This is a genomic window from Vagococcus penaei, assembly GCF_001998885.1.
Taxonomy (GTDB): Bacteria; Bacillota; Bacilli; order Lactobacillales; family Vagococcaceae; genus Vagococcus; species Vagococcus penaei.
Genome location: NZ_CP019609.1, coordinates 1,231,996 through 1,248,019 on the forward strand (window position 1 = coordinate 1,231,996; position 16,024 = coordinate 1,248,019).

Annotated in this window: 14 protein-coding genes; 1 reads left to right on the plus strand and 13 read right to left on the minus strand. The window is 29.1% G+C overall.

Annotated elements, in window-relative coordinates; all coding sequences use genetic code 11:
• Positions 1 to 35 precede the first annotated feature (35 nt).
• The 11 genes from BW732_RS05730 to BW732_RS05785 all read right to left on the minus strand — a co-directional run bounded on the left by BW732_RS05730 (position 36) and on the right by BW732_RS05785 (position 12,570).
• Positions 36 to 953 (minus strand): AAA family ATPase, encoded by a 918-nt coding sequence (locus BW732_RS05730; protein ID WP_077275882.1) that lies wholly within the window; start codon positions 951 to 953, stop codon positions 36 to 38.
• Between the two features lie 263 nt (positions 954 to 1,216).
• Positions 1,217 to 2,386 carry an HNH endonuclease family protein gene (locus BW732_RS05735; protein ID WP_077275883.1) on the minus strand — a complete coding sequence of 390 codons (1,170 nt, stop codon included), beginning with the start codon at positions 2,384 to 2,386 and terminating at the stop codon, positions 1,217 to 1,219.
• Between the two features lie 3 nt (positions 2,387 to 2,389).
• On the minus strand, positions 2,390 to 3,580 hold the full coding sequence (locus tag BW732_RS05740) for an adenine-specific methyltransferase EcoRI family protein (protein WP_077275884.1): 1,191 nt from the start codon (positions 3,578 to 3,580) through the stop codon (positions 2,390 to 2,392).
• 279 nt (positions 3,581 to 3,859) lie between these two features.
• On the minus strand, positions 3,860 to 4,054 hold the full coding sequence (locus BW732_RS05745) for a hypothetical protein (protein ID WP_077275885.1): 195 nt from the start codon (positions 4,052 to 4,054) through the stop codon (positions 3,860 to 3,862).
• Positions 4,055 to 5,846: 1,792 nt separating this feature from the next.
• Positions 5,847 to 7,703 carry a hypothetical protein gene (locus BW732_RS05755; protein WP_077275887.1) on the minus strand — a complete coding sequence of 619 codons (1,857 nt, stop codon included), beginning with the start codon at positions 7,701 to 7,703 and terminating at the stop codon, positions 5,847 to 5,849.
• Positions 7,684 to 7,953: a hypothetical protein gene (locus tag BW732_RS05760; protein WP_077275888.1), complete on the minus strand. Its 270-nt coding sequence runs from the start codon at positions 7,951 to 7,953 to the stop codon at positions 7,684 to 7,686. Before BW732_RS05760 ends, BW732_RS05755 begins: the two co-directional genes overlap by 20 nt.
• 437 nt (positions 7,954 to 8,390) lie before the next feature.
• Positions 8,391 to 8,627 carry a hypothetical protein gene (locus BW732_RS05765; RefSeq protein WP_077275889.1) on the minus strand — a complete coding sequence of 79 codons (237 nt, stop codon included), beginning with the start codon at positions 8,625 to 8,627 and terminating at the stop codon, positions 8,391 to 8,393.
• Positions 8,620 to 10,038, minus strand: coding sequence for a hypothetical protein (locus tag BW732_RS05770; protein ID WP_077275890.1), 1,419 nt, complete (start codon positions 10,036 to 10,038; stop codon positions 8,620 to 8,622). The genes BW732_RS05765 and BW732_RS05770 overlap by 8 nt, the downstream gene beginning before the upstream one ends.
• 17 nt (positions 10,039 to 10,055) lie before the next feature.
• Positions 10,056 to 10,268: a preprotein translocase, SecE subunit domain protein gene (locus BW732_RS05775; protein ID WP_075575472.1), complete on the minus strand. Its 213-nt coding sequence runs from the start codon at positions 10,266 to 10,268 to the stop codon at positions 10,056 to 10,058.
• A 191-nt stretch (positions 10,269 to 10,459) separates the two neighbouring features.
• Positions 10,460 to 11,764 (minus strand): ISL3 family transposase, encoded by a 1,305-nt coding sequence (locus BW732_RS05780; protein ID WP_077274886.1) that lies wholly within the window; start codon positions 11,762 to 11,764, stop codon positions 10,460 to 10,462.
• Between the two features lie 233 nt (positions 11,765 to 11,997).
• Positions 11,998 to 12,570 carry a recombinase family protein gene (locus BW732_RS05785; RefSeq protein WP_077275891.1) on the minus strand — a complete coding sequence of 191 codons (573 nt, stop codon included), beginning with the start codon at positions 12,568 to 12,570 and terminating at the stop codon, positions 11,998 to 12,000.
• Positions 12,571 to 12,807: 237 nt separating this feature from the next.
• On the opposite strand from BW732_RS05785, the gene BW732_RS05790 reads away from it, so the two are divergent.
• A protein-coding gene (locus BW732_RS05790; protein ID WP_152023778.1) for an IS3 family transposase occupies positions 12,808 to 13,937 on the plus strand; the annotation gives its coding sequence in 2 pieces (ribosomal slippage) (positions 12,808 to 13,096 and positions 13,096 to 13,937; 1,131 coding nt in all).
• Here the strand turns inward: BW732_RS05790 and BW732_RS05795 are convergent.
• Positions 13,934 to 14,689, minus strand: coding sequence for a hypothetical protein (locus BW732_RS05795; protein ID WP_228414913.1), 756 nt, complete (start codon positions 14,687 to 14,689; stop codon positions 13,934 to 13,936). The genes BW732_RS05790 and BW732_RS05795 overlap by 4 nt on opposite strands.
• A gap of 536 nt (positions 14,690 to 15,225) precedes the next feature.
• On the minus strand, positions 15,226 to 15,909 hold the full coding sequence (locus tag BW732_RS05800) for a hypothetical protein (RefSeq protein ID WP_077275892.1): 684 nt from the start codon (positions 15,907 to 15,909) through the stop codon (positions 15,226 to 15,228).
• Positions 15,910 to 16,024: the final 115 nt, after the last annotated feature.

Below are 16,024 nucleotides of genomic sequence, written 5' to 3' on the forward strand. Positions count from 1 at the left end.
GACGTTATTAGAGGATTATGGGTAGTAATAATTATTTAGGAATTATCTGACTCTACTTTTATTTTTTCAATTAATTTTTTTGTCATTGAATGACTTAAATGATTTTCTGGTTCTTCAACTAAAATAAGACTTGAATCTATTTGCAATGCAACCTCAGTCTTAATAAAATTCTCTTTACCTTTCCCCATATTTTGTATAGATATATTGTTTTCTCGGATATCAATTATTTTAGTAATACCAGATTTCTTCTCGTCAATAGAGATAGACTGTTCGCCTATTTTTAGTGATTCTGATTCTGAAGCTACGAAATCAGAAATATGTGTTTTTAGCTTCATAGACAATTTTCTTCGGATATCATTTGGTATCTTATTTTCAAAAACTTGTTTGGCATAAGAGCCATACAAATCATTCTTTACAGATGAATTATCAATAAAAAGAGATTTTATTGGATTTTTCAATCTTTTATAGCTACTCCCTTGAAATGTAAGCCATTCAAATTTATAAAATTCTATAGGTATGTTGGGGTTTTCAGAAAAATTTATTTTAAAAAATTCTTGTTCAAAATCATTATCAAAATGATACCAAAATTTTATACCTGTTTTTTCTTCCTTCAATATTTTCCCATTCGTATAATCCAATCCCATAAAGTGTTGTTTACTTATTGAAATCTCTGAATCCATATTTAAATATACTTCTATTAGAATTTCAGGTAACCGAGAAAATTCGGGTTTATTCTTGAATTGTTTAATATTATCTGCGTTAAATAATTGTTCATTATTTCCATCTATCAACCCGTATATTTTTTGGTTTAAGGCTAAATTTATCGCTTCTAAAATTGTACTTTTTCCCGCTTCATTCTCACCAACTAAAACATTCATATCTTTATTGAACACAATTTCAAAATCTTTAAATTTTTTTAAACCTTGGATTAATATTTTTTCAATATAGCTCATTGTCACACCCCAATCTTCATAATAATTATGTTACGAAATTCACATTACAGTACGATATCATTACAATAAAAAGCCTAGTTAAAGGCTTTTTATTTAAAATTCGTTATTTAATCATTTTTTACAAGTAAAATGCTGTTAGCTATTACTATAAAAATATTTAGTTTAAACATATTTAAATTGACTTGTATAATATATATAAATAAATATCAGTTATTTATTAAATTCAATACAAGTTATAACTCAATTGACCAAAATACTAGTTGCTAATGATTTGATTTCAAACTATTGTGATGCTTACATAGCATTTGTAGATTGCTTCGTTCAGTTTTACCACCTTTACTCCATGGTATTATGTGGTCTCCTGCCATCTCTTTGTATTTCCAAATATGTGTAGTGTGTTCGTATTGTAAATCAGTATTACAAATGGGACAGTTAGAGATAGTATTCATTTCTGCCTCATTAGTTTGTTCTCTGTATTTTGATTTTCTGTCTGTTTCTGAGAATGCACGAATAGATAGTAGTTTAATAAATTCTGTTTTTTCACCACTTAGTACATATTCAAAAATCCCAGATTTTTTCATTACATCACTATCTGCATATAATTTTGAGATTTTCTTTTCAACTTCAGTTGGATTATAGGAGATATTATGGTATGTTTCATACAATCTTCCCCACTCTAATCCACGCATTTCAGATTCAACGCTAGTAAAAACACTAGATACCCAATCTATAACTGTATTAAAATATGTTTTTAATTCATTAATATTCGTATCATTTCGATGCTTTGACATATAATTATCAATTTTGCCTTTACTTACCCAATTTAAAGCTTCTTGTAAAATCTCTTGCCTATTAGCAACTCCCTTAATATAACTTTGCCATTTTTGTTGATTTGCATTTCCTGAATTTGAAAATTCCTTTTTCGCTTCTGATACAAAAGGACCAGAATAAATTGCATTTCTCAGTTCTTGTTCATTAAGCGGTACTCCTGAAATATTAATCGTTTTAAACCATGCCTTGATTTCACTTTCGCTTCCTTCACATTCATAAACCAAAAGTTGGTAATTCATAATTTTTTCCTGTTGGTCTGTACTAAGCCCTGAAAAGAAATTTCTATTTCCGTTAAAATCCAAAACAGCAAATTTTCCTGCCACAAAACGTCCAATTGATGTAATTCGTTGCTGTCCATCTAATACCTCAAATGAATTATTCTTGGTCTTATTAAAATATATTAATCCCAAAGGATAACCTTTAAGAATAGACTCAATGCAAGCCACGTCTCTTTTTCCATCAGCATATATATAGTTCCGTTGATACTCAGGTTGAATGATTAACTTTCCAGACAAACCAAAAAGACCCTTGCCCTCGAAATCATTATAAATAAATCCGTCAACTATTTCTGAAACTGTGTATTGCTTTAGTGTTGTTATCATATATTATTCGACCGCCTTAATAAATATCCGTTTATATACTTTTTTACCGTTCACATAAGGTTCGTTATGTTTTTTAAAATGGGGTAGTTTGTATTTTTCATGAATAGCACCATTGTCACTAGCTCCAATAATTTCAAATTGTTCAGGATTATATTTATCTAAAAATGAAATTGGAACACCCATAACCCCTTTATAATCACTTGGAATTGCATCCGTGAAGGGAACTTCAATCGCGTCATAATTATCATAAATAGCATAATCTTTTCCTTTAACACTTTTATGTTTACTGAACTTCTTATTATCCTCCATTGTCATTAACGATAATGGTTGATGCCTTTTCCCATGGTCTAAATTAGTTAACCATAGTGCATTATTTGTCGCTACAATCCTCTGTCCCTTTTCTATTCTAGCTTCTGTTCCATATAATTCATACTTATCAGGTACAATAAAACCTGAAATCCATCTTCCCATTCCTGTTCCTAGCCAAATTTTATTGTCCTTTATTAATGGAAAAACTTCTTTGTAGGTAATCGCATTCATGTTTCCAATAATCAAAAATTGTTTCTCAATAGGATTTATCCAACCTAAAAACTCCCGAAACAACGAGAAAGGTGGATTAGTAATAATAATATCTGCTTCTTCTCTAAGTTCCGATACTTCTTGACTACGAAAATCTCCTGCTGAAAATCTTTCAATACTATCAGGATTGGTGTCACCTTCTAAATAAGATAGAATACTACTTTCTCCACCAGAATCAATTTTTTCTTTTTCTTTTTTCAATCTAGTAATTACATCATTAATATTTACTGCACCCATACCATCTTCATCTACTACTTCTGTTAGTTCTATCTTATAAGCTTCTTTGAAATATTTATTTCGTCCACTACCAATTTCTTTTTCAGGTACTAATTCGGGTAGCAATGTAAGTTGAGTATTAACAATCGGGCTTGGTGCATATGACGTTGAAATTAATTTTTTAATTCCAAATTCATTAAATTTTGTAGCAAAAAACTTAAAAAAATTACTCTCGAATGGGTCATCTGCTGGCAAGAGAATTGTTTTCTCTTTAAAAACATTTGGATTATATTCTATATAAGCATTTATCTCTTTTTCTATATCTGACCACTGAGTATAAAACTCATCATTCTTACTCTTTTTGGCTTTTGTTAAGTACTTTTGACGTGAGTTTGCCATTCCACATAACTCCTTCGTAAAATATTCAATTTAATTATAACAGTTTTCTATTTGATTTTGGATAAATAAAAACTAAAACTGGAAAGGTAGTTTTGATATGAACTTCTCAGAAAAATATACTTTAATAAAAAAAGACAAGCAGAATAAATCTACTTGCCCAAAAGGAAAGAGAACAGTGGACTAGACTGTTCTCTTAATTTAAATATGACTTTTTTGTTTCGCATCTCTATAAATAAGATAACATCCTATTTCTATAATTGCAAATTTGTAGAACATTTTTTAACCTGCAGGTGTAGGTGTAGGTGTAGATTTATAATTCAAGCTTGCTCCTGCATCAGTTGTTGCTTTACTGAATATTTCAGCTAACTTAGGTTGTAATGTCTCACGGAATAGGATATAAGCGATTAATACAAAAATACCAAAAATTACCACCGCTACGATTACGAAAAGTCCTTGTGAAGCTCCATCTGTCATGAAAAATGACCTCCTTTAATATAAAATTTTATACAAGAATAATGAATATTCATGTTATATTTTTATAGTATCATCGTCATTTTTAAATTGCAATTTTAACTGTCGTATCAACACTTCACATCTAACTTTACTTATTTATATAAATCTAATTATTTGTTATATTTAATAAAAAAGTAAAGGGTATTTTATTGCTTTAAAACAAACGTATATTAATTAATTCCTAACAGAAATTCATCTGATATAATAAAAGAAAATCACTTGGAGGACATTATGAATATCATACCCACTAAAAAAGCATTGCCTCTATTTTCAAACCTATTGAAATTAAAAAGTATTTTCTAAAAGCTGGTAGATTGGAAATTTCTTCAAATTATAATCGTTCGATTATTAGTATCAACCATAATATGATTCAACATTATCAATTCTTTACTGAAGAAATTGATTTCCAAACAAATCTGCAACCGACTATTATATGAAAGTATTAGCAAATACTCCTTATCGAAGCAAACACCAGAATATTTTATCAGCACTGAAATTGTTGCAACCGAATTAAAGAAATTAATCTAAATGGACTATTCATAATTATGATTTTTTTATCTCAAATTTTATGATAAAAACCACTTAAAAAATGACACTTGAAAAAGTCAATAAAACCAAGGGTTTTCTCTTTGTTGACAAAATCAATAGATTATTGTTAAATCAAGCTTTTAAAGGACTATTTTTCAAAAAATACCTCTCAGATGACACGAAGAAAAATTTGTGGGTAATTCTATGCTTAAAGTTATCTGAAAGGTGTTTTTTGTATCAAAAATTTTCCTAAACTATACTTAAACGTATATATATCAATGTTTACATATAGTTTTTCAAATTTTAAAACTGGTACAAGTAAAATTTTTATCTTTCCATCAGATTATGATTTACTATTCACAAAGTCATTTTACTATTTAAAAGTTTCAAAATATTTTATAGATTTCTACAATCGATTCTACGCTGCTTATTTTGCGTTTTAAGACGTTTTAAATTTTTATGTATAATTTTATCGAAAATATTTTCTAACACTCTCTAGAGATATTATGTGCTGTTTAAAATATATTTAGAGTTATTTTATCATCCCGAAACTTCATTGATTCATTTTATATAATATTATGTATATTATTGTTAGATAGAGGTTCATATAAATTTTCCAAGTACTTTTATATAATAAATCAAAAAGAGATAAACATAGAATTTCGTTATATATAAAAATACATAATCACTGATAGAGAGCAAATTTTAGCTATTTTACTAAACATAAGCACATCTATTAAGTAAGCAAGATGTAATCTTGCTTGAACTCAAAAATACAAACACTGATATATCAACGTTTCAAAGCTATTTATATCACACTATTTTTTAGTGTAAATAAGTTTTTGCGTATTTATATATGTGAAAACAGGTAGTTTGCCCCTAGTTATATTGACTTTTATTAACCTCATCGTTTGATACCTCTAGAGGGGATATAAAAATTGCGTATTGACCTTAGAAAAAACACGTAGTTTACTATTGATTTTATTGGCTTTTATAAGCCTCCTCATTAGATACCTCTAGAGGGAATATTCCTTATAGAGGTATCTAATGATTTCTATTAATTTCGTCAGTATTTCTAGGGGTAAACGACAAGGATTTTCTTAGTTCAATACGCAATTTTGAATTGATATAAAAAGAGATAATATTCTTAATACATAGAAATAATCCTTTATTATCAATGATTTCTAATAGAAAAGACAGATAGAGACACTACCTGTCTAATATGCTAATTCACTTTATATATAACATTCTTAGATGAATACTTCTCCTTAATTCCTAACTGATTATACAATTCTTTAGTTAATCTACACGTATTCAAATCATATTTGTTATATATGTCCACTCGAATTTTCTGGAACTTTTTCTTAGTATCGTTTATTTTCAATCTTCTCGCCTTAGCCAACTTAGAAATAACATCTTTTTCGTATACATAACCCTTTTTTTCTATCTCATTCATGATAATTTTAACAGCTGTTTTTTCTAACTTCTCACTTGCTTGACTTATATTACTATTGGTTTTACTCATTTTAATCATTTTTCGTTGAATAAGTGGTTCATATGATTGTGGAAAATCTTGATACGCTTTTTCCTCTCCAAATAATCTATATACCAACTCGTAACTTAGACTACCGACCGTTACTTTATTTTCCCTCAAAATTTTAGCTATTCCTTCGCTATTACCTTTATTTTCATCAGTTAAGTTCGTTGGTTCATAAATATTACTAGTCCTTAATTTATTACTGTCTTTCTTTTGTTCCAATATCAAATTACTAAATATGTTTTCAGGAATTTCTGATTCTGGTTTCTTTTTAACCACTTCAGTTACAATCATGTGATAAAGAATTTGTCTTGTCCTATCAATACTTATTTTCTTTTTATTGGTAGCTCTAGCTAATTGCTTAGCTAAATTGTTAATACTATAATAATTTAAATACCGTAACTCTCCATTCTCGTCAGTATATACATAGTCATACATAAAATCTAAAATAATAGGAATTTCTACTTGGTATCTACTAAAGTATTTATATAATTCAGGATAGTTTTCTTCTAATTCTCCTGATTGTAATTCTTTTTTAAATTTTTGGGCGTTAAATTTACTTTGTCCTAATTTCGATGTATTTGTTACTTTTGAACTACTAATTTCTACTAGTAAGTTAACTACTTCAATTGAAGATATTTTTAAATAACGTTCCAGTAAAGAAATAATATTCCCACAATAAGGATGACTTTCACTAAAACATTTATATAAGAATATCCCATATTTTTCAGCATAAAATACTGATGCACTAGGTTCTGTTTCTTCATGAAAAATATCATAAAACGGATTTTCATCAGGTAATTCAAGAAATCCCCTCATATCTAACGATTTAAAGTAGTTCATTGCGTTATAATCATCAGGAAATTCTTGTTTATAATTATCCCCTAACTTCTCTTTCACAATATCAAATCTACCTAATTTTAATAATTCATAATTCGGTATAGAATCATCAATCATTTCACCACTTATAGCTTTGACCTCTTTAGAAATATCTGTATTTCTTACCTCTACTAATTTTGTAGTATCCAATCTATTATCCCAATCAATCACTTCATAGCCACTATTACTTCCAAAAAATAGTCTACTGGTTTGTCCAACAGATGAATCTGCTTGTGGATATTTTTTAAATAAGGATTGATAAATTGCTTCTATCTCTTTAGTTGAAGTAACCACCCTATCTAATCGAAAAACTACTCTAAATTTATCTACTTCTGAATTTCTATCACTAAATGTTCGATAGATAAAGCAGGCATTGTCTAACATAAATTCATCTGCTTCTAAAGCATCAATCGTATAGATATTGTTCATATCTTTATTATCAAAATCAAGCATAACTAATTCTTGTCCGATAATTGCTGTTTGTTTAGATAATTTAGGCTCTGTTAATTCTGCTAACACTGCTGTTTTTCCATTCTCTGTTAGTTCTTTGGCAAATTCTTCCATAGAAATATCTACTAATTCTTCTAAAATAGTTGCTGAAATAGCTTTAACTAGGATATTTTTAGGTTTTTCTGTATTTTCAATACTACTTAAATATAACCGCATAATCTGCCTCCTCTAAATCCAATAATTTTCCATATTTTAGCACCAGATACTTTTCCAACAAAAACGTTTTTTCTTCACTCAAGCCTCTTTTATTTTTTCTAAAATTATGTAAGTTTTGGGCGTGAATACCAATCGCTTTAGCAATCATTGTCATTTTTACATAATAAACTTTATCTAATACCATCAGCCATTCTTTTATTTTTTGCTGAACTTGCTCTAAATCTTCATATTTACCTATTTCTTTCTCCATGTCATACTCCTCCATATAAAATTAAATTATTAATCACGGATGGACCATACCATCATCTGAAACTGAAGTAAAGATAATGTATCATTTATTTTAGACAAAAAATCTATTCTTTTACCTACTAACTTTAGAAAGAATCAAACTAATTAAAAACATTGATTTATCAACGTTTTATTTAATTATTCTCATTTCTATATACAAAAAAACACTTCAAATTGAATACGAAGTGGATAATTCTCCACAAAAATTTTTTCACGTTCAATTTAAGGTATTTTTTGAAAAATAGTGCTTTAAAAGCTTGATATAACAACAATCTATTAATTTTGTCAATAATATAAAAACCCCTATAAAATCAAGGTTTTAAAGAGGTCATTTTTTAAGTGGTTTTTGACAATAATTTCGAGATAAAACTTTTTACAAAAAAAGAGACATGATTTTACTCATATCTCTTTCAATAATTCTTTTTCTTTAGTCGCTACATGTTTATCCCAAAGTAATTTTACCATCTCATCAGAACCCAATAAATATTTCTGCTCTTTCTCTAAACATTTCTCATATTCTTTATATAATTCATTAGCTACACTATTTACAACTAGCTGTGAAATTGTCACATTTGCTTTATAAAGAGTATTTTTTACTTTATGAAGGACATATTTTTTCTGAATTAGTTTATCCATTAACTTTCAACACACCTAGATTTCCATTTGCTTCTTCTCGATAACTTGCTAGATTATCATTAGTTAACTGTGATATATAAATATATTCTGTTTCTTCTAATATATTTCCTTTTTCATTAATGATACTATATTTCCCATCTTCAGATACTGTCATTGCTGATAATCCATTGTCGTTATATTGCTGAATAGTATGGGCAAATGGTTCTTTGATAATTTCACCAGTATTTACGTTAATCAGTCCATACTTGCCATCTTTTTCTAATTTATAAGGAGCAATTCCATTAACATTAGGCTTCTTAATTTCAAAGGCAAACGGTTCTTTTATTACTGTTCCATCGGATGAAATAATCCCTTTTTTTCTTGATGTAAAATCAATACTAGATGGGGTCGAGCCATCAGGTGTTACTTTTTCATTTAAATCTTCAAAAACATAGTTTTCTGCTTCACCAATATCTCCTAAAAATTCTCCATCACCAATTGGTTTCTCAATGCCATAGTCAACAAATTTAACAATTTCTATGTTTGATGGATAATTGTAACTTGTATCAGAATCCAAATCATAAAATGTCCAAATAGCAGGGTCATCAACTAAACCAGTTGTATACTGCCTGATAAATAGACGATTTTTATCGTTTATATTTGTTGCGGTATCTAATTTGACTGTATTGATTGTTTTAGTGGCTATATCTTTTTCACCGCTACTGTTATCACCACTATCTTTTAATTTCGCATCATAAATCTGAACAGAAGTATCATTAACTGTCTTGCTATCATTCATTTGTTCAAGAAGTGTTAAATAGCCATTTTTATTTATATCGCCTGACATACTACCATGTGCTGTTGAAAATCTTTTTTCTCTATAATCATTTGCTAAATAATCAACAGTAACTCTTGAAGAAAAACGATAGGGAAATATTCCATATTTTCCAGAAGTTAGTGTATTAAGAGATGCAGGATTATCAACTGTTCGTTCTCCTAACCGAATCCCTTTCAAATCACCATTTTCATCTAAATAAGTAGATAATATTTCATTTTCATCTTCTATTGGAACTTCTTTTCCTAAAATTACATCCATTTCAGTTTTCAATGAATGTGCTAGTTCATTTCTTTCCATATCAGCATTTAAAATAGAATTTTTTTCATTTAATGATGTATCATAAATTGTCCAATTATATGAACTGTAATCCCCAGTTTGTGCAATAACTAAATCATTTTGAACATAAATACTATCATAATCTGTATCTGTTTTTGATTGAATAATTGATTCTTTCTCTTCAGTATGTGCTGTTGATTCAAGCGTTGATGATTGAATATCAACTTCACTATCATTAGTATTTTGTTCTTTCCCACAAGCACCTAACACACTAAATGATAACAAGACAAGACTTGTCACTTTTACCCATTGTTTCATTTTCTTCACCTCTTCTGTTACTTTTTATTAAATAAACTAATCACAAATATTATTCCCACAATAAACAAAAAAGAAATAAACAGATGTTGAAAAATAAAATCTAATACATGTATCGCAATTGTAATGATAATTACTGCAAAAATTATCCAAGCAATGCATCCACATCCTTTTTCCTTCTCGTCAGGTACTTCTATCATTTCCTGAAAAATACGACCGCCTTTTAGTGCCATTTTCTCAATCCTTTCTCTTCTTTTGCTGCGTGAATCAAACGTTCGTTTGTTACCGATGAAGCACAAAAAAATGTAAATACATAGAAGAGTTGATAAATCTGAATTTTTGGCTCTTTGTCAAATCGGACTGATGAGTCGGATATATGAGATGATAAATTTGAGATTATTCTCAGATTTATCATCTTTTTTAGTTATTTAATTTTAATAAGGCCGTTTATCAAGAAAATTCTTATGCGCATATTCGTAAAGGAGTTGAACCCGTAGGAAACTCTTTTAAGAGTTTTTATATGAGTGTTCTTAGCTTCGATTTTTCCATTGGAAAAATTATATTTTAGGGCATTTCGAATACCTTCCTCGTAGGAAATCAGATTGTCTATTTTATTTCTAAATTGTCTATCCAAGCTATCGGGTAAATCTTTCAATAGTTCGAAAAATGACTGGTCATCTTTGTTTCTAAAGTGATACATTAGTAAATGAAAGATATCATAAGCTTCTTTTAGATTAGAAGAGAATGAAAGTAGTCGATCAATCATCATAGATTCCGTTAAAAGAGGATGCTTTGGAGAAGGAAAGCTTCTCCAGGTTTTGAATTCTGAAATGGAAATAGTTGTTTGATTTTTCAGAAGACATTTCCAGTTTGATTTTAATTTATTGGCTTCTGAATTTTTCTTGTTGGCAACTAATGTCTTCATTTCTCGTACTCTCAAATCATTAAAAGCAGTGTTCAAATGCTTTACAATATGAAATCGATCAATGACTAGCTTAGCAGTAGGAAAGACTGTTTTAGTCAATTGAAAGTAAGCTGCATTCATATCTGTTACTAAAAATTTAACTTTTCTCCGTTCCTCCAATGAAGAGCGATTAAAGTAAGGAATGATTTTCTCTAATTTCCTACTAGGTAAAACGTCCACTAATTCACCTGTTTTCCCATCAGCACATATGAAGTTCATTTTATCTTCATAACTAGCGTGAGATCTAAACTCATCTACCATTAAAACTTCTGGAAAAGATCGAGGTTTAAGTTGTTGTGGGAGCTGTGATTCAACGGACTTAAGAACTCTTAAAACTGTAGTTAAAGAAACTTGGCATTGTTTAGATATAACTGTCATAGAGATTTTCTCAGTTAATAATTCTAAAATCTTCAAAGTAATAAATTTACTGATATGACAATTTTTTTCAACAATAGAACACTGTGCGGTCCAATTGTGAGAACAGTTTTTACAATGGAATCGTTGTTTCTTTAGTTTTAAAACAGTAGGCATATTTTGATAAGAATCTAATCGAATAGTTACTTCTTTTTTTCCATTCCTAACAACCACACTTTTTCCTTCATTATCAACAACAGTTGACCCACAGGATTTACAAGCCGAAGGCATGGGAGAATAGATGCCAAAGATAATTAAAGAGTTCTTTCCTTTAACTTTAGCTTCCTCCGTATTTGTTAAATATAAATGTTCATCTGTAATTCGTAGCATTTTTTTGATATGATTATTCACGACATGTCGTCCTTTCTATCTTAGATTTTTGGTGGTACTTAAATTTTACTAGATAGACGACATGTTTTATATTTAAATAAACTAAAAAAGGACTGATGAATCAAATTTTGATTCATCAGTCCTTTAAATTATAGAGCCGAATTTTTGTATTCGGAAATATCAGCTTTTTTTATTGGTTTTAAACGAACGTTCATTACCGGCAATTATTATACCAGATTATATATAATCAGTTATCATCTGGTTAAATGATACCGTTTCTTTATATTATATACTGTTTTAATACAAACATCACATTTTTCTGCAATTTCTTTTTGCGTTAAATCTGTTTCTACATACAACTTTTTAATTTTATTGATAGTTCGCTCATCTAATCCTTTGTTTCCTAGCTGAACACCATTTTCTTTTAAAATTGCCAATGCTTCTTTGGTTCGTTCAGATATATAATCTGCCTCAAGTTCTGCAATCGCTGAAAGTATTGTAAAAATAACCTTTCCCATCGGTGTTGATGTATCAATATTTTCTTTAATACTGATTAAATTAATACCTCTTTCTTGTAATTCACTCATGATATTGACCAGCTGTTTAGTAGAACGCCCTAGACGGTCAATTTTATAAATCACTAATGTATCTCCCTTTTCTAATACTTCTAACGCTTTATTCAGTTCTTTTCGATTTTCTTTTCTTCCAGATACCTGTTCAATAAAAAAACAATCAATTTTATATCGATTCAAGGCTTCTTTTTGAACCTCCACACCTAAATTTTGATTATTCTTACTGGTCCGAATATAGCCAATTGTTTTTGTCATAATAGTTTCCTCCCTTCTTTTATAAATTTCAGTTTATTTTAAAATAATGTGTTTAACTAAAAAAATATCCTAACATTGAAAGCATGTTAGGATATTTGAAACTCATTTAAATATAGAGGTTATTTAAGATGGTTGTTGTCAAGGTACTTATATTATTACATTGAATAGGTTACACTTAGTTGAACAAAAAAGATAAGGTGTCTATACTTAATAAAAAACAGATTAGGAGCTTATCTCATGACAACTAACAGAAAACCGAGACGGACCTTTAAAGAATCATTTAAGAAACAAATGGTGGAACTCCATAAATCAGGAAAACCTAGAAAAGATATTTTAAGAGAATATGATCTAACGCCATCAACTTTTGACAAATGGGTCAAACAGTACAATCAGTCAGGATCATTCAAAGAGAAAGATAATTTGACGCCAGAAGAAAAAGAGTTGCGTGAATTACGTAAACTAAATAAAGAATTGATGATGGAGAATGATATTTTAAAGCAAGCAGCGCTGATATTCGGACGAAAGTAGAAGTTGTTAGAAAAAATAAAAAGAAGTACAGTGTATCAGCGATGTGTCGAAAATTAGAAATTTCTCGTGGGGCTTATTACTATGAAGTTAAAAGAAAAAAATCAGAAGCTATTGTTGAAAAAGCAGTCATTGAGTCCTTCGCAAATAGCCGTAACTCCTACGGAGCAAGAAGAATTAAAGATGATTTAAACGATCAAGAATTAATTGTTTCAAGAAGAAGGATACGACGAATCATGAATAAGTTCAATTTCATTTCAAGCTACACAACACTGAAATTTAAGCCACAGGCAACGAGTAAAAATGAACAGAAAATCGCTAATGTTTTATCACGTCAATTTGATAGAATGCAACCTATGGAAGCTTTAGTGACAGATTTAACCTATGTTAAAGTAGGTCAAAAGTGGCATTATGTCTGCTTTATTCTTGATTTATTCAATCGAGAAATAGTTGGCTATTCTAGTGGTCCTAACAAATCTGTGGACCTTGTGTTACAGGCAATCGGAACGATTGAACAGCCATTAGATGATGTTGAAATTTTTCATACAGACCGAGGAAAAGAATTTGATAATCAAAGTATTGATGAATTATTAGCTGCGTTTCAGATACAGCGTTCTTTATCACGCCCTGGTTGTCCCTATGATAACGCCGTGGCAGAAGCAACTTATCGAGCATTTAAGATTGAGTTTATTTATCAACAATCTTTTGAATCATTGTTCGAACTGCAATATGAGTTAATGGATTATGTCAATTGGTGGAACAAGTTTAGAAAACATGGCAAGCTTGGGTATCAATCTCCGATTAATTACCGTTTAGATTGGGAGTTGAAACAGGCTATTTAGCGGGACATAATATAACTATCAAAAGAAAATAAAGACCTTATAATTTTTGTACAGAAAAGTGTTGCCAATTCAAAAAAGCAATCCTCGCTTTGAATATAGATTAAGATATCATCCCGAATAAATTCTGTATTATTCTTCACTCGATACATATTGAAATCTTTCAATTTTTCTCTAATAATAGGTAGTTGTTGTTTAGTAGGAATTGCAATAACATCTAAAGCATCTAAAGAATGCGTATGAATTGGTTGATTTTTATCATAAATACTAGAAAATTGAATAGGTAATTCAACATGTTGATGGTTTATAAATTTTGAAAATAATTCTTTGTTTTCGTTAGATAAGCATTGATTAAACAATTGAAAAGCTTGGGGTTTTTGGCTAAAATTTTTATGCGTATATATTTTCTTTACAGCACTATGAAATGAAGCCGTCACTTGTTTTGGGTGATTACTTATTGATATTTTATTGGTTCTAAATCCCAGTGCTAACATTTTTTGTAAGGCATCAGCTTGTAAGTCAAAATGTTTTAAATTATCTAAATCAAACTTTTTAGCATAGTAGAAGTGCTTAGATAACTTCTTTTTACAAATCCATTTATGCTTTTCTAACGTGTTTAAACGAGCTTCTAAGCTAATTCTGTTGCATTGTAGTAGTTTCTCTAGGGTGGATTCATAAATCCCATTAGATGCTATAATTAAGTGTAATAATTCATCACTATCAATTGCTCTTTTGTTTACAATATATTTTTTCAAATTCACTCCCTCCAATAATTTTTTTACATATTTTTTCAGTAATTTCCATTCTCAAAAGTATCCATTTTTACATAGTCAAGAAAGGTTGAAATACTCCAATTCTATGACCCTTACATAGCAGGGAATCCCTCTTTCAAATTTTATAAAAATTTTCAGGTAGCTGCTGTTTTGAAAAATTCACGGAGGTTTCCATTCAAAATTTCTAAAATTTTATCAAAAATGACCGAGTTTTAAAAAAGTTCGCATGAAAGTTCTCGAAAAGTTCTCGTTTACAATATTAAAAAAGTACATTATGTAGGGTTGCTGTAGGGGCTATGTAGGGTACGAAAGATGCAAGTGTAGGGATAATGTAGGGGTAGAAATTTAAGAGAAAAAACAGAGAAATTTCTCGTAATTATCCATCTCGTAACTATCCATTTTCAACTGACTTTATAATTAAATTATACCATCAGAAAAAATGATATGGAAATTTGAACGTTGTCTCTAAAATAGTTTACAAAAAGAAAACCAACAGAATTTTTCTATTGGTTTTCTTTTTAAATATTGGCAATAGGTTTTATTTTAAATTTAAAAGTTGATTTACCTCCGAATTTGTTTTCAAAAGTAAAAGTAAATTCATTTACTTTGATTTTAAAAGGATTTGCTGTCTGGGGATTATAAAAAACTCTCCCTTGAATATCTGCAACCCCCCAGCTATATCTACTTTTTGTAAAATTACTTGAAAAAGACACCTTATATTGTCTGTCAGAATAGCTTGTTGGAAATCCAGCATCTAAGTATTTTTGTTTAGTAGTAAATTTAGTCAAAGTAAACGCTAAACCATCAAAAGAGCTTCCTGTTACTCTAGAAAGATATCCATCGTTATCTATTTGAGAAAGAATATCAGGAGAAGTTATATTGAATTCGACAATATCATTTATAGTCTCTTTTGTTATTCTTGACAGCTCTCTAGAGCTACTACTTGATGTGTTTATATCAAGTATAAATTCAAAATTGGAATGTTTATCTAAACTGTTTGTGAACTTTTCATCAATGCAATTATCGGTGTCAATTTCAGATATCTCTGTCTGTTCATTGACTTGTTCAAATGCGTCACAATAAATAGTTGATAGACTAGGTTTTAAAGTGTCTCTAAATAGTAAATAGCTAATGAAAACGAAAATACCGAAAATTATAATTGCAACCACTATAAATAGCCCTTGACTTGTTCCATTTGTCATAAAAAATTACCTGATTTTTGTTATTTTATTATAGTGTAAATTATAGCAATTCCTATTAGATTTACAAATTTATAGAGTGTTTTTAATTTTGCTTATTCCTTTATTATAAGAGTTT